This is a genomic window from Paenibacillus sp. SEL3 (assembly GCF_054602585.1).
Map to the genome: position 1 here is coordinate 752,512 of NZ_CM137725.1, position 21,404 is coordinate 773,915.

The window sequence follows — 21,404 nt, forward strand, 5'->3', positions numbered from 1 at the left end:
TCTATTAATCCCAATCCATATAAAACGTTGCTTTCAATTTGCCCTTCTCACATGCTGGGCAACTCAAATGAACAGGCACATTGTTTTCAATGTGTTCCTGCTCCATAACACTCGCGCATCTAGGACAAGCATAAGAAATTTTATACTGTGATGAGTCCGATTTCATCTCAATAAACAATTCATTACGGATGGCCTGACAGGCAGGACACACATACATAGCGTCATAAGCATCATATCTCGTCGAAGGGTTGCCTATGAATTCCCCAATACGTCGTTTAAGGACAGTATCCTGTACAAACGAAGCAATGGATTCCAAACTCATATATAATAAACCAAACCCCACAAATATGTTCTTAGTATAAGCACAGGTATCACAGTCCAGCTTGTACGCTTCCCCCATGTTTATCCTCCCCAACTCTTCATGCGGTTATTGAAGCCTCATTTATTTCTTTACGAGACTTGCTGCATGCGTGACCCGGTTTCTCCCGCCACTTTTGGAAGCATACAGAGCTAAATCCGCTTGATGAACAATTGTTTGTTCCGTATCCGCTTGCGTAACCGTTGCCACGCCAATACTCACAGTAATGCTGTATTCTCCCCAATCCCTTGAGGCCGTCATGGAACGATATTTTTCTGCCGTACGAATGGCTTCCTCTTGATCGTTGCCCGGAAGAATAATGACAAACTCCTCGCCACCATAACGAGCGACAATATCCATCTCCCGTGACATGGATTGCAGTAATTCTGCCAGATTCGTAAGCACCAGATCGCCCACCGGATGACCATAAGTATCGTTAATACTTTTGAAACGATCAATATCAATGATAAGCAGCGAAAAAGATATTCCGCTCTCATGAAAGGACGCGAGGCTAGCTAGTAATTGATCTTGGAAATACCTTCTATTTTTGAGGCCAGTTAACGGGTCCGTGGATGCCATCGTTTCAAGCTGGAGATTGATCCTTACTAGCTCCTGCTGTTTGATTTCATATTCTTCGTGCAACCGTTCAAGCTTCTGATTCGCTTCATTCGTGGCCTGATATAATTCCTGAAGCTTGGTTTTGGTCTGCAGGATATCTCTCTCATGTTCAATTCGCTTACGCATCATAAGCACGACACAATCAATAACCGTTTCTCCGTTTCGTTCCTGACGAACCCCGTTCAGAAGTACAGGCACATCCTGTCGATCACTTGTCCGAAACGAAAAGTACATCTCATCGACATGCCCGTACAACTGAATATAGGGATAAAAATAAGTATGAAAAAATAGCTTGTTGGTAACAGACATTGTCATTTCAATCGGCCATCCGAGCAATTGATCGCGTTCATAAAGAAGCATGTCCAATAACGTTTGGTTTACCGATTGAATGATCCCAGCGTCCGAAATTGAAAAGTATCCACAGGGAGCTTTATCTAATTGAATATCCATTAAATGACTGCCTTTCTTTCGATATTACACACTAGCTAAATATTCTTTGATTAAATCGCTCGTTTCTCCTGGTTGGCTTAAATGAGGATAATGCCCCTTTGCTCTCATCTGCTGAAGTCTGCTATTTCTAAGATGGGTATGCAAATAATCCCCTACCTCAATCGGAGCAATACTATCATCTGAGCACTGGAGTATAAGTGTAGGAACCGAAGCATGCTGAAGATCAACACGGCAATCTGAAAAAAATGTAACCTCTGCGAATTGCCGTGCAATATGAGGATCTCTTGAACAAAATGCCTTTTCCAATTCTTCGGTTAAGTCCCCTCGCTCGGGATTCTGCATAGCAATGGGCGCCATGTAACTAGCCCAGCCAATAAAGTTCATTTGCATCATATCCAGTAATTCATCAATATCACTCTTATCGAAGCCCCCATAATAAGAAGGCAGGTCATTCACATAGCGTGGAGAAGGACCGAGCATGACAATGCGTTCAAAATATTGAGGGCTGCGGATCGATGCGAGCATTCCGATCATGCTGCTAACGGAGTGTCCGACGAATATGGTATTTCTTAAGTCTAACGCTTCCATAATATCCAGCACATCCTGGGCATACCCTTGCAAGTCACTGTATTTTTGGGAATCATAGTACTTTATTTGAGAATCTCCCGAACCAACATAATCAAATAAGACGATTTGGTAGTTGTCGATAAAGCTAGGGACGATATAACGCCACATATCCTGGTCGCATCCAAAGCCGTGAGCAAACACAATCGTCTGGCTACCTGTGCCTAGCACTTTTATATTATTACGTAGGAGAATATCAACGGTCATTGTGAATCACCTCTCTGAGGTAGTATCTGTTCTATGGCTTCTCTTCCCTATTATATCGGAAAAGTTTCGATTATGGATAATGACTCTCATTCATAAATCCAGCGTTCAATGATCCCTTTTACCTTGTGCACATGTTGCTGTGATAAGGAACAAATAATAACCAATTCGTTTTTCCCATTTGTATCTAACCAATAGTGAACGTCATCCTCTTCATTAACCGTTTCTTGAATGATTCTGATGGATTTATGACTTATTTTTGATTTAGCCGAAAAAATGGGGTTCATATCCATGACTTTCTGACCATTAGAAAAGGATGTATTGTAATAAGGAATCACCCAGTTCTCCTTATCCTGATCTTGTACTACATTTAGAAATACACGCACCCAATAATCCTCTAGTTCTGTGTAACTCTGTTCATTCAACTCATTCAAATTCATACATGTAACCACCCATCTTATACACTGGTTGTCTGACGGCTTGCAAGGATTGTTCAATACGCCCTGTTGCTTCCTTGGTGCCCGTAGACATTTTGCAGATTTCTGTAGCGACAACCCCAAAACCTGCTCCTGCGTCACCCACCCGAGCAGCTTCAATCCAGCATTTAATCCAAGCAGGTAATATGTATCCACTTCCTCAAATTTTGATATCAGCCCTACCCTCTATTTCGTCATTTTCATCCCATGTATTTAGTGAAGCAGCGCGTACCGATTAAGATTGGCACGCGCTGATGGTATGACTTTTATGAAACAGGCATTAAGATCTAATCCAACTGCTCTCCATTGGTTTCGATCACATTCTTATACCAATAAAAGCTCTTCTTTCTAGATCTGGCAAGTGTCCCATTGCCTTCATTATCCTTATCGACGTATATAAACCCATAACGCTTTTTCATTTCTCCGGTTCCCGCACTGACCAGATCAATACATCCCCATGGCGTATACCCTATTAGGTCCACTCCATCAGCAATTGCTTCTTTCATTTGCTCAATGTGTTGCTTCAGATAATCAATTCGATAATCATCGTGAATGGAGCCATCTTCTTCCACTGTATCTACGGCGCCAAGACCATTTTCAACAACCATTAACGGGATTTCATATCGGTTATAAATATTATTGAGGGACCATCTCAATCCCTGTGGATCGATCTGCCAATCCCAGGCACTTGCTTTTAAATGAGGATTCTTTAAGCCCATAGATAAATTCCCTCCCACTTTCTCCTGGTTAGGATCGGCACTGACACAAGTAGAAGAATAATAGCTGAAAGTATAGAAATCTACGCAGCCTTCTTTTAAGATGTCCTCATCTCCTTCTTGCATTGTGATCTGAATGTTATGATCTCTAAAATAGCGTTTGGCAAATCCCGGATAAGCTCCTCTTACTTGGACATCTGAGCATAGGAAATTACTTAAGTTATCCTTTTGTTGAGCCAGCAGAATATCATCAGGATGACATGTAAGTGGGTAGGAACACATATAAGCAATCATACAACCGATTTTAAAGTCCTTGTTGATTTCATGACCCAGCTTTACAGCCTTTGCACTGGCAATAAATTGATGATGCAACGCCTGATACAGAACCTGCTCATCCTTCACTGTAGCATGGGCTAGCTCTCCATTCCCCTCCGGCATCATAGCTCCAGCCATGAATGCTCCAAATGACAAGGTTAAAATATTGATTTCATTAAAGGTTAACCAGTATTTTACGACATTTTTGTATCTGTTAAAAAGCACTTCACAATATCTCACATAAAAATCTACGACTCTGCGATCTGACCAACCATTATATTTTTGGGTCAAATGAAACGGTGCTTCATAATGTGAGATTGTAACCAAAGGCTCAATATTGTACTTTTTCAATTCTGCGAATACACGATCATAGAACTGCAAGCCTTGCTCATTCGGCTCTGCATCATCTCCGTTAGGAAATATTCTTGACCACGCAATGGACATCCTAAAGACCTTGAATCCCATCTCTGCAAATAAGCGGATATCCTCTTGATAGCGGTGGAAAAAGTCAATAGCCTCGTGACTCGGGTAGTTCACTCCTTCTTCCAGCATAGGTGTAATTCTTCGGGAAGTCGTATGCGTTCCAGCCGTAATCACATCAGCAGTGCTTAAGCCTTTACCTTCTTCATTATATCCACCTTCAAATTGGTTGGCAGCCGTTGCACCTCCCCATAAAAATCCTTGTGGAAATTCCAATGTAGTTGTATTTTTCATTGTTTAATTCCTCCTCAACATTAATTAGGATTAGACTACGACGGTCAATAAGTCCTCTTGATACTCAATTGCCTTTTTCTCTGTTTCAATGACATCCAGGTAATTCGTAGTATTGGCAACGATAACAGGTGTGGTCAAAACATAACCAGCCTCTTTTATAGCTTCCATATCAAACTCCATAAGCAGCTCGCCTTTTTTAACAGCATCCCCCTGTTTTACTTTAGGATAAAAGTGTTTGCCTTTTAATTTGACCGTATCTTTGCCTACATGGATGAGGACCTCAACCCCGTGGTCACTTGTAATGCCAATCGCATGACCTGACGAAAATAATGATGTTAATACACCATCTACAGGTGAAACGACCTTACCTTCAGAAGGTTCAATGGCAATCCCTTTACCCAAGGCACCTGTCGAAAAGGCTTCATCTGTTACTTCAGATAAAGACTTCACTTCACCTTTTAATGGACTCATCACCGTCTCTTGTTTTACTAAAACTTCTCCTTTAGCTGCTCCCGAGGTGTTATCTTCCTTTTTAGCTTCTTTCACTTCATCATCTTTAAATCCGCCAAAGAACATAAGCAAGAAGCCTAATACAAAGCTTACCAGGATACCGATAACAGCCCCATAAAATCCGCTGTCTATTCCTGCCGGACTGATATAGCTCGGGATAGCAAAAATACCCAATCCACCAATGATATAACCTTTCGTTCCCATCATTCCTATAATACCGCCGCCTACTGCAGATGCTATGCAGCTTAAAATAAATGGTTTCTTACGTGGTAATGTAATCCCGTAAATCGCTGGTTCTGTCACACCAAAAATCCCGGAGATGACAGCTGGAATGGAAAGTGATCTCAGTTTTACATTTTTGGTTTTAAACAAAATTGCCAGTACGACGCCCGTCTGAGCAAAGGAAGCTCCCAGCGTAGCCGCAAGAATCGGATCGAATTTAAGCACGGCTAAGTTGTTCATAGCGATAGGAACAAGTCCCCAGTGTAATCCAAAGATAACAAACACTTGCCAGAAAGCGCCCATGATTATGCCTTCAATCATTGGACTTAAGTTATACACAAAGAGGGTTGCTGCCCCAAGCAGTTGACCTGCCCAAGTCGAGAGAGGTCCAATCACAATCAATGCTAAGGGTACAATAACTAACAATGTGAAAAACGGAACCAAAAATGTTCTCACTACGCTAGGGATTACCTTTTTAAAGAAATTTTCTATTTTTGAGCCTACATAGGTGGATATGATAATTGGAAGAACTGTTGACGCATAACTCATCAGAATGACCGGAATGCCTAAGAAGGTGATATATACCGGTGACTCAAATATAGTACCGCTAAATAGAGTGTATAGTGGTTTGCCCGAGGCTGTTATCGTGCTAAATGTGGGGTACACAAGGGATGCACCTATAGCCATACCTATGAAAATGTTGGCATTGAACTTTTTAGCTGACGTATACCCCAGGAAAATAGGAAAGAAGTAAAATAAACAATCACCTAAAGCATTGAGAATTTGATAGGTACCCGATGTAGTGGTCAGCCAGCCCAAAGCTACAAATAGGGCAGTGAAGCCCTTAATCATACCTGTGGCACTTAAGACACCTAACGTGGGTGTAAATACACCTGAAATAGTATCAATGAATCTATTGAACAAACTCATTTTTTCACCAGATGCTTCTTCTGAATCTCCTGTCTGAAAACCACCCACAGCAGTAACATCAGCATAAACCTCAGGTACATGGTTACCTATAACAACCTGGTATTGCCCGCCACTCTTTACCACAGTGACAACACCATCCATATTTTTCAAAACCTCTGTATTGGCTTTACTTTCATCTTTTAGTTTGAAGCGCAAGCGTGTAATACAATGAGTTAGACTATTCACATTTTCTTTGCCGCCGACATTTCTGATGATGTCTTTTGCTAATGTCTCATACTTCATTGTAATTTCCCCTTTAATTGTATTTATAAAAAAAGGCGAAACCAAAATAGATCAAATTCGATCTAGGTTGGTTTCGCCTGCATTACCAGTAACAATCCAAGAGTTATTCAATTTTGTCTTTGGGTCACACGCTGAATATGAATCGTGATATACAGCTTTTCCTCATCTGACAATACCATATCCAAGTATTTCTCAATCTTCAGCATGCAGCCATAAGCCTTTTTGTACTTTGCTTTCACTTGCCTCCATAAAAAGTCGTCTTCCAGTTCTACTTTTTCTTTTTTATTTAATCGCTGAAAGAAGAATCTTAAATGTGTAATAAATCGCTCATAACTGATCGAGTGTTCATCTATGGTGGTATTATAAGAGTATTTAATAATATTCAAGATGTCGTGTATTTTTTGAGTTTGCTGAGCAACATCTGCTACCTTGTTGTAGGAGCTGTTTACTTGAGCATTGATTAAATGAAGAGCAATATTACCTGCTTCATCTTCTGACAATCGTTTGCCTGTTTCGTCTTCAATAAACTCCAGTGCTTTTAAGCCAACCGCAAATTCTTTAGGATAAAATTTTTTGATCTCCCAAATTAACGGATTTGCATTTTTAAACCCTTCATCAAACATTTTAAATGCATTGTTCATGTGATCCGTAAGCGAAACATATATATAATCGCTCAATTGTACTTCTAATATGCTTTTTCCATATTCAATGATGTCATAGCATAACGAAACATATTCTGATGGAACATCCTCTAACAATAACTTAAATTTCTCTGAAGCATCTTTATGTTTAAGCACAAAGACCTTTTCAATTAGATGCTCTTCTACTTGTTCGCCTGCATTCTTTTTGAATGCAATACCACGACCCATAACAACAAATTCATCTCTTTTTTGATCTTTGGCTATTATGGCGTTGTTATTAAAGATCTTCGTTATGATCATCTAACTGCCCCCCTTATCCCATCAAATTTAAAAAAGGATTTAGATGCTGGGCGAAATTTCAGATAGGTCACAAGACGGTAATAGCCGATCAAATCTTCGTCGTAAATCAAATTCAAATGTATTGATTTACAATTCCGTGTTATGAAAACGCATTCATAATAAGAGACAAAGCCTTACGTTTTCCATCATTGATCTTGAGTGCTCCCAAACCGATCTGATATTCCGTTCTGAAAATGGATATAGTCGGTTAACCACGTCCCATGACATCATTTTTGGGATGTCGATTCGTTGGTCGACGTCATCATCTTTGTTGTTCAGCACTTGTAAGGCTTTATATCACTCACCTTTCTGCGTTATGGCTGGGCAGATTTTCATATCATGCAGGATATCGCAAAGCATGTATTCTAAAAAGAAAAGGCAAAACCCAACACATGGAAATTGAATTCCATGCCTCGGGTTTTGCCTTTTCAGTAACAATCCCAAAATCATAATAACATCGAATTTAAGTTTTGCCAACAAAAATGTTTGCGCTTTCTTTTTCGGAGCAACCACATCAAATACAACACACTATCATGGTATAAAATGTCATCCGCCAATGTAGGACATGTTAATCTTTTTTTTGTTGTTAGCTGTCTGCTCCGTACGTTCATCGGAATACCGGTCTGTACGTTGTTCCCATACTGAAGTAATCACATCGAGTAGTTCCTGGTCATCCGCTTCATTACGAAGCATCTGGCGTAAATCGAATCCGCCTGAAGCAAACAAACATGTATAAAACTTGCCATCGCACGATAAGCGGGCGCGTGTACAAGACGAACAAAATGATTCAGAAACCGAAGTAATAAAACCAATCTGTGCGTCGCTGTCTTTATAACGGTAACGTTTTGCCACTTCTCCAAAGTAATCCCGATCCATCGGCTCCAGCTCGTACGCATTCTTAAGTCGTTCAACAATTTGTTTTTTGGTTAGTACCTTTTTGAAGCTCCATCCGTTGTCATTCCCTACATCCATAAACTCGATAAAGCGAAGGGTTATTCCCTGCTCCTTAAAATAAGCGGCCATCGGCAAAATCTCCGAGTCATTAACGCCTTTTTGAACGACCATATTGACTTTGATTTCAAAGCCGATTTCTCTTGCATATTCGATCTGCTTCAAAATAAAATCAGGCTTAATCCCCCGCCCATTCAATCGCCCAAATAGCTCAGGGTCCAGAGCGTCCAGACTGACATTAAGCCGTCGTAGCCCCGCGTCATAGAGAGGCTTAGCCTGCTGTCCTAGCAGCACACCATTGGTGGTCAAGCCGATATCTTCCACTCCGTCAATGGACAGGATTTGGGAGACCAGGTCGGATAGATTCCTGCGCATTAATGGTTCGCCGCCCGTGAGTCGGATCTTTTTTACACCCAGGGATACAAAGAGCTTCGTTAGCCGGTGTATCTCTTCAAACGACAGACATTCATTTTGAGGAAGAAAGGCGTAATCGTCACCGAATATTTCTTTGGGCATGCAATAGGAACAACGGAAATTGCAGCGGTCTGTAACCGATATACGCAGGTCACGAATTGGCCGCTGCAACGTGTCTTTCAGTGGATAAAAATTCATACGCCCTCTCCTTTCTAGTTGTTTAGCATCGTTATTATTAGCCACCGCTGACTGGGGGAATGAAGGCTGCAATGTCTCCATCCTGTAATACATCCGTAGACAACGCATACTCCTCGTTTATCGCAATTCGCACAGACTCGATCGGCATATCTGGATATTGATCTGTTATCCAATTGGATAAATCGCCTACCGTTTGGCCCGCCAAATCTGCCAATTCTTCTGTTTTTCCCGTCACCTCACGGAGTCCCGCAAAGTAGTACAGCTTAATCATGACTGATCTCCCCCGGCTTTTTCTTTTGATCTCCGACCCACTGCGTTCCATCTTCCCAAATCTCTCGTTTCCAAATAGGAACTATTTCTTTAATTCGTTCGATCGCGTATTCATTTGCCTTATACGCATCCGAACGGTGAGGTGAAGAAACGGCAATGACAACGGCGATATCACCGATTTGAAGCTCGCCAATGCGGTGCGCGATTGCCACTCGCGTCCCTTCCCATTTCTGTTCGATTTCGCGACCAATCTCTGTGAGTTTTTTTTGGGCCATGGGGACATAGGCCTCATAAGCAAGGTATAAGGTCCGTACGCCTTGAGTCCATTCTCGTACGTGCCCTGTAAAAATAGTCACCGCTCCTGCTTCCGGCCTTAGGACATAATCCGCATAAGCCTGCGGGATAATGGGCTCCGTCACGATTTCAAATACACTCATCTTTTCCACCTTCCAGCCCCCGGACAATCCACTCTCCGGTGACAGACTCTTTAAATATTTCTGCTTTTTGTATCTATATCTCATTTAACCGAACAGCTGATGATATAGTTTTTGACCGTTGGCAACACTCCGTACACCGTGTATGAGAAGCCTTCCGTTTTTGAATAAAATCATTCGATGCTTAAAAGCATAAAATTCAACGAAATAAGGGGTTCTTTTTACACGATCTGCTATAAGCCTGCCCATTTTTTCTGCATCATCGAGCGTGATCGGACGTTGTGGGTCTGGAAGAACCTGTACAACGTTCCGTCCGCACAGAGCAGCATACGCCGAGCGACGTGATGCTGTCAGTGCAGGAAACGTAGGATGTTCTCCACAGGTTGGACAATCTTGGTTACGGATGCGGGAAATCCCTATGTCCATCTGCGTGTTCTCCCATAAATCAAATAGATGAACCTTGCGACGCATCTTATCACGTCCGCCGCTCAGCCACTTCATGGCTTCTGCACATTGGAGGGCGGCTGTCACCTGGACTGCGGGTGAGATGATTCCAGCCGTATCGCAGGTCTGATTGATCGCAGGCAGCGATGGCAGAAGGCAGCGTAAACAAGCTGACTCGCCCGGCACGAATGGAAAAACAACGCCTGTGCTTCCAACACAGGCTCCATAAATCCATGGAATTCCTACCTTCAGTGCAGCATCGTTGATCAGCAGACGAGTTTCGAAATTGTCCGTAGCATCCATCAGTAATATACTCTTGCTGGCAAGTTCTAGAACAAGCTCAGCATCTAAATTATCGAGATATGTGTGCAAGCGCACGTCTTCTCGTATGGCTTTCAGCCTTTTTTCGGCTGCCATAACCTTGGGCTGCATTTCCGCGGCGTCCTGCTCCGTGAACAGCTGCTGACGTTGCAGATTCGACATCTCTACGTAATCCCTGTCAACAAGATGGAGCTCCCCAACGCCCGCTCTTACCAGTGTTTCGGCGATGGCAGAACCCAGTGCCCCGCAACCGATAATGGTGACGACAGCAGCGGATAGATTACGCTGCCCTTCGCCACCAATGGGTCTAAATAAGATCTGTCTGGAATAACGCTCATTCATTAGATTGTGTCCCTTGATAATACAGCCATATGACGAGGATCAGGCTAGCCAGCGCCACTTGGGAGAGCAGCATGAATCCAATGGAGTAATGGCCAGTAGCGGCATGAATCGTCGACAACAAGATCGGAGGGAAAAAGCCACCGAGACCGCCCATCATGGATACAATTCCGTTAACTATACCTGCTTGTTTATTAAAATAAAATGGAACTAGCTTGAAGATGACGCCATTCCCTACTCCAGCACATACAGCGATCGCCAAGCAGCCTACTGTATAAAGGGTGATCCCTGGTGAAAAAGCCAAAAGAATCGCAGCGACCGTATAAACAGAGAACGTGCCTACCAGCAGGAACAGAGGCTGAAACCGATCCGCCAGCCAGCCACCGATAGGGCGGAAGAAAGTAGCAATCGCAATAAAGCCTGCTGTACGCATCCCTGCATCCACTTTGGTCAGTTCAAAATTTGATACCAGGAAATTCGGCAAGTACACCGTGAACGCTACAAATGAGCCAAATGTAATAAAATAAAAGAGCGAGAAAAACCAAAGCTTCTCATTTTTATAAACCCCTTTGATCTGCTCCATAATGGGCGTCTTCACTTTAGCTTCATGACGATCCCCAAAGAAGAAATTCAAAACGATAAAAACAAGCAGCAGAATGAGATACAGCTTCACTGTAGGGGCCCAGCCGATTTGGGTAGCCACAATAGGGGCCGAGAAGGTAGTGACGGCTGTTCCCAAGTTTCCTATACCATACATTCCATTTACAAACCCATGCTTTTCCTTTGGATAATACTTCGGCAGCGAAGTCACCCCAACCGAGAACACAGCTCCTCCAATCCCAAGGAACAAGCCACCAATAATTAAATCCGTCATCGTAGAAGCTTCACTGATATAGTAGACGGGAAACAAAAGCAAAATAAAGCTAACGAGAAAAACGATTCTTGCTCCGAAGATGTTGGCATAATAACCAAGCGGGATGCGCAGAATCGAACCAAGCACGACCGGAATCGCCGTGACCATGGCCAATTTTCCGGGCGGAATAGCAATATCCTCCGTAATGAACGGCATAAGCGAAGAAATGATAACCCATACCATGAATCCAAGAATCAAGTTCAATGTTTGTAACGGTAACTGCATTTTTCTAATCATTTAACTCACCTTTTCAACGTTTTTTCTGTCGAATTATTAAATTGAATTTCTGTCCCCATTGTAGCCGCTAGCCGATCTGTTCGAATATAGGGGACTCCCCTTTACCCGACAGGGGACTCCCTGAAAATATAAAAAAGCCGCTTCTATAGGAAGCGGCTTGGTCTTTTTAAGAGATAAGTGTATTTAATTTGTCACATAACTTGGTTAGATCATTCCGATTGATCTGTTGCTCTGCCATAGGAAAAAGTACAGTTTCTTCTTTTATAAAATGTACAGTCAGCACTTCAAAGGCCTCTCCCGCGTTCTTGGCTGCCTCTTGAATGTCATCAAGCGTGAGCAAACTCAAATCGCCCTCCGTCTGATGAAGAAAATGATCGATATAGCCCTCTATTTCACGGTGCTCCTCCTGTATACCGACGAGCGGTCCCTGCTCAAAACCAATGTAGGTTCCTAGCATAGAAAAGAAGTGTTCTTCTTCCTTTTCGGTATGTTTCTTGAGGGGTACCCTAAAGTCGAGAATCTGCATTCTCAGTTTTTCCAGTTGCTTGCGGCCTTCTTCCAAATCTAGTATTCTGTGCTGCTCAAACCACAATACAATGGCATGCCATTCATCCATCAGATATGTTAGATATCGATGCTCATTTTCAAGAATACGCATGGCAGGTTTGGAAAAGCGCAGTTTCTCATTTTCCAGCACGCGGATTTCCTCCATTCATCGGCTAAAAATCCAGCATTTTTTTCTTTAATGCATATTGGACCAGTTCAGGCCGGCTTCTTAAATTCAATTTTTCCATGATCTTCGCTTTATTTGCTTCCACCGTCTTGACAGAGATGAACAGCTTTTCCGCAACTTCCTTGTTACCGTAACCTTTTGCGACCAGAGGCAGAATCTCCAGTTCCCGCTTGGACAGGATCTCATAAGGATCTTCTGATTGTGACGTTGTATCTTTTTTGATGAACTCACGAACGAGAGAAGTAGCCATTTTAGGATGGATATAAGTCCCACCCCCATGAATGGTTCGTATGGCAAGTAATAGCTCCTCATCTGGAGCATTTTTCAAAACGTATCCTGAAGCACCATTCTTTAAAATATGAAAAAGATATTCTTCATCGTCATGCATGGTCAAAATCAGAATTTTAGTATCAGGGTGGTCTTCTTTAATCTTGCCTGTGGCGATCAATCCACTTTCGCCTGGGGGCATGCTGAGGTCCATGATTAGAATATCCGGACGATATTTAGCTACCATCGTATACGCTTCAATGCCATCCGCAGCCGTTCCGACAACCTCCATATCCGATTGGAAGTTCAAAATCATGGAAAATCCGCTTCGTACAATAGCATGGTCATCCGCTAACACAATTTTGATCAAGTCTCTATTCCTCCTCTTGGCCAATCGGAATTTGCAAAAAGACTTTGGTTCCCTGACCCACATTTGATAGGACGCCAAAACTTCCGCCTACCAGCTCTGCTCGCTCCTGCATGCCATATAAACCTAATCCCGTTCCAATAGGCTGGCTCCCCTTTTCAAAGCCAATTCCATCGTCCTCTACAGTCAAACGAAGCGTATGATCGTGCTCAGTCAAAGAAACTTTAACCATGTCTACCTGGGCATATTTTAAGGCATTGAGAACAGCCTCTTGGCAGACACGGTAAATGACCGTTTCCTTTTCACTTCCGTATCGCTTTTGGGGAAGATCCGACACAAATTCAACGACAAGACCAAAGCTTTGTTCAACCCTCTTAAAGTGGGAACGAAATGCCGCTTCAAGCCCAAAATCATCAAGTGTGGCGGGGCGTAGTTCCACAGACAGGTTGCGGATATCATCCAGCAATCGCGTCATGGATGCTTCAGTCTGCTTCATGTTTTTGATGAGCTGTTCATCATTCGTCATGTATTTTAACACCCGCAGCTCAACAACCGCACTCATCAATTCCTGGGCGACGCTGTCGTGCAGTTCCCTGGAAAGCCGTTTACGCTCATTTTCCTGCGCTTCAATGACATGCTTCATCATTTTGTTTTGATACAATTTTTCCTGCGTCTGAAATTGCGGAGTCAAGTCCCTCAACATCAACACCCTTGTTCCATGTTCAGAATCAATGGTGTGAAAAGAAGCGGCATAGGGGATCATTCCGTTGCTCTTTGTTTCCAGATATACCTGAAAAGAAGCGAAATCCTTGGATTCTGGCATATTGAAATAACAATCAAGGCAGGTACGGGGCTCCGTTTCGCTTGTATAGCCCCTGCATGTTCCACACAAAGCTTTTTCCTTCCCTTCATAGAGTTGAATGAGGACGTCATCGCTCACAATCTCCTCCGCTGCCGGGTTCATAGCTAGGGTGTTCCCTTGCCCATCAAAAAAGAAAATGGCTTCTGTACTGTTCTCAAACAACTTCACCATTAGCGCATTCAAAGAGCCAGTCCCTACAGATAATGTCAATTACATCACTTCCTTCCCGTTCAACTCTCCAAATCCCCTATGCGCCAAAGCTTCCAAATCACGCATCATGGCTGCGGTCATCAGCAGTTCTTCCCGAAATCCACCAAGCAGTACGCCCGCGACGCGAGCATCATTCCATAGGGGAACAGCCCCGAGACTCTTGAGTTTCTCGGATTGAACGATCGGGTAGTTAAACAGGTTGTCTGCCCCCACATATTGATGAACAGATGGAATGAAAACGGATTTCCCAGTTTTGAACACGACTCCTGCTATGCCCTTTCCGGATTGCAGTACAATTCGCTTAAAGCGATCATTTAAATTACCGGCTGCATTTTTCCATTTAATTACGTATTGATATTCGGCCGGTTCAACCAGAGCAAGCGCCATGAAATCATAACCGAAATGTTCGCGTATTCGCTCAAGCTCCCTTTGATAATCCATCCTATTATTCATCGCTCTCTCCTAATAGAATTAGGAAAGAAGGCAGAGCCCGCTTTCCTAATTCGATTTATGTCTTCTGTAAAGGATATAACTTCTGCGCACATAATTCAACGGAACACTCCACACATGTACAAGCCGGGTAAACGGCCAGAATGCAAAAATCGCAAAGGCCATAAGAATATGAAGCTTGAAGGACATCGGTACGTCTCTCATCAGTGTCGGGTCGACACGGAATACGAATAAACCGCGGAACCAGATTGAGATCGTCTCTCGATAATCGAATTCTGGCTGTACCGCATTCGTTACGAGAGTCGCAAACATCCCCATGCATACAATGGCCAAAAGCAATACGTTTACTATCAAATCAGACGCCGTACTTAAATGGCGCACATTGCGTATTGTAAATCGACGAGAGGTAAGAATCAACATACCGAGGAACGTCATCGCTCCAAATATTCCACCAATATAAACTGCTCCAATATGATATAGATGATCGTTTACACCCAGTGCATGCATCCAGGTTTTGGGTATGCCCAGACCGGATACATGACCCATAATAACCGGGATAATACCCAGGTGGAATAAGAGACTTCCGATCATCAATTGTTTCTTTTCAATAAACTCACTTGATTTCGCTGTCCAATTGAACTGATCATTTCTGTAGCGGAAAATATGCCCTACAATAAAGACGACCACACACATATAAGGGAAAATAACCCATAAAAACTGCTCTAGCATCATCATTGCGCAGCTGCCTCCTGTTCTACGCATGCTTTAAGCGTTTCGCGCAGTCCCTTGACCAGATGAAAATACGGGCTTTCCATTTTCTCCAGCGCTTTAAGTAAATGATATGTGCCGTCTTCCAGGATCGCGATTGGCATGCGGAAGTTTTCTGTCGTCTTCGGATCTTGCGACCATTCGGCGGCATACAGAAATTCACACATGAGCGGAAGGTAATCTGGCAGCTCACCATCTGGCATTTCAAGACCATACATCTCGTATAGCACCTTTAACTTGACCAACATTTGTCCCCGTTCTTTTGCATCTTCGAATTTGAAGTAAGTCATATATAGTGCACAATTTTTTTGAAAATCAAAGGTTTCTGTATACATTTCCTGAATCTCTTCCATACTGAACTCTTGCATAAGGGACCAGTAGGTGTTCGCATACGTATATGCCGGATGGTTTGGATCAAACGATGCTTCCAGAAAAGCCGGATGAAAATCCAGCTTTTCCGGGTACATGAGTTGTTGGGCGAAAAACCCGAATGATGGCTTGCATTCATACAGCTTCGCTACATTAATCACGCCAAATACCCCCGTAGAAGTTTTCTTCATACATTTCTTTTCCCGTTTTCAAAGGCTCTTCCATCCCCATTGAACTTGCCATACTACAGCCGTCACATCCAGATCCTGAACCCATATTTCCCATGGTATCGCCGTAACCCGCAGATCCTTGAGCCCGGTACGGATTCGAATATCCTTCTTTATGCGACGTTGGAATGACGAAACGATCCTCATACTTGGCAATCGCCAGAAGCCGATACATCTGCTCAGTCTGCCGAGGTGTCATGCCAATGCGCTCAAGACGGCTTTCATCAAAAGATTGTCCTGTGGATTGAGCACGCATATAGGAGCGCATCATAGCCATTCTTTGCAAGGATTCCTTCACGGTTTGGGTGTCGCCCGCCGTCAGCATATTGGCAAGGTACTGAATAGGCGTGCGCATTTCTTCGATAGCCGGAAAAATCATATCAGGATTCTCAATCGAGTCTTTCCCTTCAAAGTAATTCATGATCGGGCTAAGTGGTGGAACATACCAGACCATAGGTAATGTGCGATATTCCGGATGAAGCGGGAATGCCAGCTTGTGCTCAATGGCAAGCTTGTAGACCGGCGAGTTCTGCGCTGCTTCAATCCAGTCCTCCGAGATGCCGTCTTTTCTCGCTTGAGCGATCACTGCCGGATCATTAGGATCCATGAACAGGTCACACTGCGCCTTATAAAGCTCTTTCTCGTCCTGCGTAGAAGCGGCCTCAAGCACCCGATCCGCGTCATACAGCATAACACCGAGGTAGCGAATTCGTCCTGTACATGTCTCGGAGCAGACTGTCGGCAGGCCTGCTTCCACACGTGGGAAACAGAAGGTACATTTTTCCGCTTTGTTCGTCTGCCAGTTAAAGTACACTTTTTTGTATGGGCAGCCCGTCATGCAATACCGCCAGCCGCGACATGCTTCCTGATCCACGAGCACAATTCCGTCCTCGTCCCGTTTGTACATAGCACCTGAAGGACAGGACGCGACACAGCTCGGATTTAAACAATGTTCGCAAAGCCGTGGGAGATAAACCATGAACGACTTCTCAAAGTTAAATTTAATCTCTTCTTCGATTTTCTGAATATTTGGATCAAGCGGACCGGTTACATGCGCACCCGCCAGGTCATCTTCCCAGTTTGGACCCCACTCCAAATCCATTTTTTCACCCGTTACCGCAGAGTGCGCGCGTGCCACAGGTGAATGCTTCTGTTCACCGGCGTTGGTCAGTTGCTCGTAATTGTAAGTCCAGGGCTCATAATAATCTTTCATTTCCGGCATGTCTGGATTGTAAAAAATCTTACCCAGTGCTATCTTGGACAGCTTGTTGCCTGACTTCAATTCCAATTTCCCTTTGCGGAGCTGCCAGCCGCCTTTATATAATTCCTGATCTTCCCAGCGCTTCGGATAACCGATACCGGGTTTAGTCTCCACATTGTTAAACCACATATATTCCGCACCTTTGCGGTTCGTCCAGGTTGTTTTACATGTCACGCTGCACGTATGGCAGCCAATACATTTATCCAGGTTCATGACCATGGCAATTTGAGCTTTAATCTTCAAGCCAGTTAACCTCCTTCATTTTACGTACCGCAACGTACACATCACGCTGGTTGCCGATTGGACCATAATAGTTGAATCCATAACTAAGCTGAGCATATCCACCGACCATCTGGGTTGGTTTAAGATGAATTCTTGTTGGTGCGTTATGACTACCGCCGCGTGTATCCGTGATTTCAGAGCCTGGCACTTGAATGTGCTTATCCTGAGCATGGTACATGAACATAGTCCCTCTTGGCATCCGATGGCTGACAACGGCCCGGGCGGTTACAACGCCATTACGGTTGTATACCTCTACCCAGTCATTGTCAGCAAGATCGTGCGCCTCTGCGTCTTCATTGTTGATCCATACGGTAGGACCTCCACGAAACAGCGTAAGCATGTGCTGGTTATCCTGGTAGGTGGAGTGAATATTCCATTTACCGTGCGGTGTCAGATAGCGAAGCACGAGTGAATCTTGTCCGCCTTTTATTTCCCGATCCCGAGGACCGAACACCATCGGTGGCAACGTCGGTTTGTAGATCGGCAATGATTCTCCAAATTGTTGGAAAATCTCATGATCAATATAGAAATGCTGTCTTCCCGTCAAAGTACGAAACGGAACGAGGCGTTCAATATTCGTTGTAAATGGTGAATAGCGGCGTCCCTTCTTGTTCGATCCAGTGAATACTGGTGTCGGTATAACTTCCCGAGGCTGTGCCGTGATACTTTGGAAAGTGATTCTTTCCGCTGCCCGATCAGCCGAGATGTCTTTAAGTTCAACACCGTGAAGCTCTTCTGCCTGCTCATAAGCCTTTTGCGACACCCGTCCATTAGTCGCGGATGAAAGATGAAGAATTGCATTGGCCACTTGGCGAGCTGTCTGGATTTTTGGCAGTCCATCTTTAATGGACTCATCGTAATAAACTCCGTTCAACTTTTTCATTTCCTCATATTCTTCTGCTACGGAGAAGCTGACGCCATGCGCACCTGCTTTCCCAGTAGTCAAATTCGGACCGAGTGAGATAAATTTATCGTGAATTTTAGTATAGTCACGTTCGATGATGCTGAAATTCGGCATGGTTTTACCCGGGGTCGCTTCAATCTCGCCCTTCGTCCAATCCTTTACAAGACCCATCGGCTGTGAAATTTCACCCACACTGTCGTGTGCGAGCGGCGCGGTCACAAGGTCTTTATATATACCTGGCAGGTACTCTTTCGCCATATCAGAAAAGACTTCGGAAAGCTGGCGGTAAATATCCCAGTCCGCACGGGATTCCCACAGTGGATTAACGGCCGGATTAAACGGGTGTACGAAAGGATGCATATCGGTGGACGACAAATCCGTTTTCTCGTACCAGGTTGCCGCCGGAAGCACGATATCCGCGTACAATGGGGTTGTCGTCATCCGGAAATCAAGTGCAACCATCAGATCAAGCTTTCCTTCCACATCTTCTCTCCAGACGATTTCCTCCGGTTTCTGCTCCTCGTTCGGCCGGGCAAGCAGGGCATCAGATGCTCCGAGTAAATGCTTCATGAAATACTCTTGTCCCTTTGCCGAACTGGAAATCAGATTGGACCGCCAAACAAAGAGTGAACGCGGGAAGTTCTCGGCTGCCCCAGGATCTTCTACAGCGAAGCGTGTCTTACGTGATTTAATCTCTTCCACAGAATGATTAATGATTTCCTCGTTGGACTTTTTGCCTAATTGCGCTGCCTCTTCGGCGAACAACAGACTATTTTTATTAAACTGTGGATAAGAAGGCAGCCAACCCAGACGCGCTGCGAGCACGTTGTAGTCTGCTGGATGTCTGTAACTGACATCCCCGCCAGTCGGTGACTTCAAGGTGTCTGTTCCACTTTCTTCGTAACGCCACTGCTCTGTTGCAAAGTAGAAAAACGATGTAGCATTTTGCTGTCGAGCCGCCCCTTGCCAGTCTTTTGCAAAGGCAATCGTTGACCAGCCTTCGATTGGGCGGAGCTTTTCTTGACCCACATAATGCGCCCAGCCTCCCCCGTTTACACCTTGGGAAGCCGTCAACACGACAAGGTTCAAGATGGACCGATAGATGGTGTCACTATTGAACCAGTGGTTGATACCCGCACCCATAATAATCATGGAGCGCCCTTTGGTATCGATAGCATTTTGGGCAAATTCCCGAGCAATCTGTACCACAACAGACGCCTTCACACCTGTGATCTTCTCCTGCCAGGCAGGGGTATAATGCGAAGCTTCGTCGTAATAATTCTTGGCGTTATGAGAGCTGTCATTGCGTGCGACACCGTACTGGCTCATCATCAAATCGTACACGGTTGCTACGTAACGTTCCGAGCCATCTGCCAAGCGTACTTTTTTGACTGGAATTACACGTTTGAACGTTCCATTACCTGCGTTATCAAAATAAGGGAATACGATTTCTTCCCATTGCTCGCCATGACCTTCCACAGTGAGTGCAGGCTCAACTTTTGTTCCGTCTTCCCGCTCCAGAATCAGGTTCCATTTCTTATCCTGCTCCCAGCGCTGTCCCATCGTACCGTTCGGAACCAGCATTTCCCCCGCTGCTTCGTCATATATGACTGGCTTCCAGTCCGCATGCTGCGAAGCATCTCCAAGGTCACTCGCCCGTAGGAAACGTCCACCTTTCCAGGCTCCCTCGTGCGGATCAAGCAGAATCATAAACGGCATATCTGTATATTGTTTGGCATAGTTAATGAACATCGGTTCTTGGCGCTCTTTGTAAAACTCATCCAGAATAACATGTGTCATAGCCTGGGCTACAGCAGCATCTGTACCCGGATGTGGTGCAAGCCAGTTGTCAGCGAACTTCACATTCTCCGCCAAGTCGGGAGCCACTGATACAACTTTTGTCCCCTTATAACGTACTTCCGTCATAAAATGAGCGTCTGGCGTCCGGGTAAGTGGTACATTCGATCCCCACATGATCAGGTAACCCGCATTGTACCAATCAGAAGATTCCGGCACATCCGTCTGCTCACCCCAAATTTGAGGAGATGAAGGCGGAAGGTCGGCATACCAGTCATAGAAACTCAACATCTGTCCACCAAGAAGCGAAATGAATCTGGCTCCTGAAGCGTAGCTTATCATTGACATCGCCGGTATTGGCGTAAAGCCCGCGATCCGGTCAGGACCATACTTACGAATGGTATAGATGAGTTGCGCCGAGATCAGACGCAGCACATCGTCCCAAGCGACACGGACATGACCGCCTTTTCCGCGAGCTGCTTTATAGAGCTTGGCTTTCTCCGGATCTTCCACAATGCTTGCCCATGCTTCCACCGGATTGGCATGTTCCTGGATGGCAGCCTGCCAAAGCCGCAACAGCTTACCGCGCATATAAGGGTATTTCACACGTAATGGACTGTATTCATACCAGGAAAATGTAGCGCCACGCGGGCATCCCCGCGGTTCAAATTCTGGCATATCTACACCGCAGGAAGGATAATCGATCTGTTGATTTTCCCAAGTAATGATGCCGTTTTTCACAAAAACCTTCCAACTACAGGAACCCGTGCAGTTCACTCCGTGAGTCGTCCGAACCACTTTGTCGTGAGACCAACGCTGTCGGTACACGTTTTCCCATTCTCTATTTTTTTCCTCAAGGATTGACCAATTTCCCGAATAGCTTTCGATCGGTTTAAAAAAGTTGAGGTTGTATTTTTTTTTCATCGATGACCAACACTCCTTTTTAGAATAAATCATCCCAACGCAAGTTCCATGGGAAGGTTCATT

20 protein-coding genes and 1 pseudogene are annotated in these 21,404 nt (G+C 44.4%); all 21 read right to left on the bottom strand.

What is annotated here, in order from left to right; translation table 11 throughout:
• Window positions 1-4: 4 nt before the first annotated feature.
• Window positions 5-400, bottom strand: coding sequence for a hypothetical protein (locus ACYCS5_RS03675; RefSeq protein WP_459760823.1), 396 nt, complete (start codon window positions 398-400; stop codon window positions 5-7).
• 42 nt (window positions 401-442) lie between these two features.
• Entirely contained in the window at window positions 443-1,426 is a 984-nt protein-coding gene (locus tag ACYCS5_RS03680; RefSeq protein WP_318627435.1) for a sensor domain-containing diguanylate cyclase, read from the bottom strand.
• Window positions 1,427-1,450: 24 nt separating this feature from the next.
• Complete coding sequence (locus ACYCS5_RS03685; RefSeq protein WP_069010507.1) at window positions 1,451-2,257, bottom strand: alpha/beta fold hydrolase; 807 nt, start codon at window positions 2,255-2,257, stop codon at window positions 1,451-1,453.
• Between the two features lie 86 nt (window positions 2,258-2,343).
• On the bottom strand, window positions 2,344-2,694 hold the full coding sequence (locus ACYCS5_RS03690; RefSeq protein ID WP_029515501.1) for a hypothetical protein: 351 nt from the start codon (window positions 2,692-2,694) through the stop codon (window positions 2,344-2,346).
• A gap of 13 nt (window positions 2,695-2,707) precedes the next feature.
• Window positions 2,708-2,871, bottom strand: a pseudogene (locus tag ACYCS5_RS03695) (methyl-accepting chemotaxis protein); the annotation flags it as partial.
• Window positions 2,872-3,017: 146 nt separating this feature from the next.
• Complete coding sequence (locus ACYCS5_RS03700) at window positions 3,018-4,475, bottom strand: glycoside hydrolase family 1 protein (RefSeq protein ID WP_340886112.1); 1,458 nt, start codon at window positions 4,473-4,475, stop codon at window positions 3,018-3,020.
• 30 nt (window positions 4,476-4,505) lie between these two features.
• Complete coding sequence (locus tag ACYCS5_RS03705) at window positions 4,506-6,419, bottom strand: beta-glucoside-specific PTS transporter subunit IIABC (protein ID WP_029515503.1); 1,914 nt, start codon at window positions 6,417-6,419, stop codon at window positions 4,506-4,508.
• 107 nt (window positions 6,420-6,526) lie between these two features.
• On the bottom strand, window positions 6,527-7,360 hold the full coding sequence (licT, locus tag ACYCS5_RS03710) for a BglG family transcription antiterminator LicT (protein WP_029515504.1): 834 nt from the start codon (window positions 7,358-7,360) through the stop codon (window positions 6,527-6,529).
• Window positions 7,361-7,945: 585 nt separating this feature from the next.
• Window positions 7,946-8,962, bottom strand: coding sequence for a GTP 3',8-cyclase MoaA (gene moaA, locus ACYCS5_RS03715; RefSeq protein WP_029515505.1), 1,017 nt, complete (start codon window positions 8,960-8,962; stop codon window positions 7,946-7,948).
• Between the two features lie 37 nt (window positions 8,963-8,999).
• The gene (locus tag ACYCS5_RS03720) at window positions 9,000-9,233 is read right to left on the bottom strand and encodes a MoaD/ThiS family protein (protein WP_029515506.1); all 234 of its coding nucleotides are present in this window, start codon (window positions 9,231-9,233) and stop codon (window positions 9,000-9,002) included.
• The gene (locus ACYCS5_RS03725) at window positions 9,226-9,669 is read right to left on the bottom strand and encodes a molybdenum cofactor biosynthesis protein MoaE (protein ID WP_029515507.1); all 444 of its coding nucleotides are present in this window, start codon (window positions 9,667-9,669) and stop codon (window positions 9,226-9,228) included. The genes ACYCS5_RS03720 and ACYCS5_RS03725 overlap by 8 nt, the downstream gene beginning before the upstream one ends.
• A gap of 84 nt (window positions 9,670-9,753) precedes the next feature.
• On the bottom strand, window positions 9,754-10,773 hold the full coding sequence (locus tag ACYCS5_RS03730) for a ThiF family adenylyltransferase (RefSeq protein WP_459760824.1): 1,020 nt from the start codon (window positions 10,771-10,773) through the stop codon (window positions 9,754-9,756).
• Window positions 10,766-11,920 (bottom strand): nitrate/nitrite transporter, encoded by a 1,155-nt coding sequence (locus ACYCS5_RS03735; RefSeq protein ID WP_029515509.1) that lies wholly within the window; start codon window positions 11,918-11,920, stop codon window positions 10,766-10,768. The genes ACYCS5_RS03730 and ACYCS5_RS03735 overlap by 8 nt, the downstream gene beginning before the upstream one ends.
• 166 nt (window positions 11,921-12,086) lie before the next feature.
• Window positions 12,087-12,617, bottom strand: coding sequence for a hemerythrin domain-containing protein (locus ACYCS5_RS03740; protein ID WP_029515510.1), 531 nt, complete (start codon window positions 12,615-12,617; stop codon window positions 12,087-12,089).
• Window positions 12,618-12,639: 22 nt separating this feature from the next.
• On the bottom strand, window positions 12,640-13,287 hold the full coding sequence (locus tag ACYCS5_RS03745; protein ID WP_023989699.1) for a response regulator transcription factor: 648 nt from the start codon (window positions 13,285-13,287) through the stop codon (window positions 12,640-12,642).
• Between the two features lie 7 nt (window positions 13,288-13,294).
• Window positions 13,295-14,359 (bottom strand): PAS domain-containing sensor histidine kinase, encoded by a 1,065-nt coding sequence (locus ACYCS5_RS03750; protein ID WP_029515511.1) that lies wholly within the window; start codon window positions 14,357-14,359, stop codon window positions 13,295-13,297.
• On the bottom strand, window positions 14,360-14,812 hold the full coding sequence (locus tag ACYCS5_RS03755; RefSeq protein ID WP_029515512.1) for a GAF domain-containing protein: 453 nt from the start codon (window positions 14,810-14,812) through the stop codon (window positions 14,360-14,362). It abuts the gene before it with no gap.
• 45 nt (window positions 14,813-14,857) lie between these two features.
• Window positions 14,858-15,541, bottom strand: a complete 684-nt coding sequence (gene narI / locus ACYCS5_RS03760; RefSeq protein ID WP_029515513.1) for a respiratory nitrate reductase subunit gamma — start codon at window positions 15,539-15,541, stop codon at window positions 14,858-14,860.
• A complete protein-coding gene (narJ, locus tag ACYCS5_RS03765; RefSeq protein ID WP_029515514.1) occupies window positions 15,541-16,107 on the bottom strand; it encodes a nitrate reductase molybdenum cofactor assembly chaperone in 567 nt (188 codons plus the stop codon). Before narJ ends, narI begins: the two co-directional genes overlap by 1 nt.
• Complete coding sequence (narH, locus tag ACYCS5_RS03770) at window positions 16,100-17,677, bottom strand: nitrate reductase subunit beta (protein ID WP_459760825.1); 1,578 nt, start codon at window positions 17,675-17,677, stop codon at window positions 16,100-16,102. Before narH ends, narJ begins: the two co-directional genes overlap by 8 nt.
• Window positions 17,667-21,341, bottom strand: coding sequence for a nitrate reductase subunit alpha (locus tag ACYCS5_RS03775; protein ID WP_029515515.1), 3,675 nt, complete (start codon window positions 21,339-21,341; stop codon window positions 17,667-17,669). The genes narH and ACYCS5_RS03775 overlap by 11 nt, the downstream gene beginning before the upstream one ends.
• Window positions 21,342-21,404: the final 63 nt, after the last annotated feature.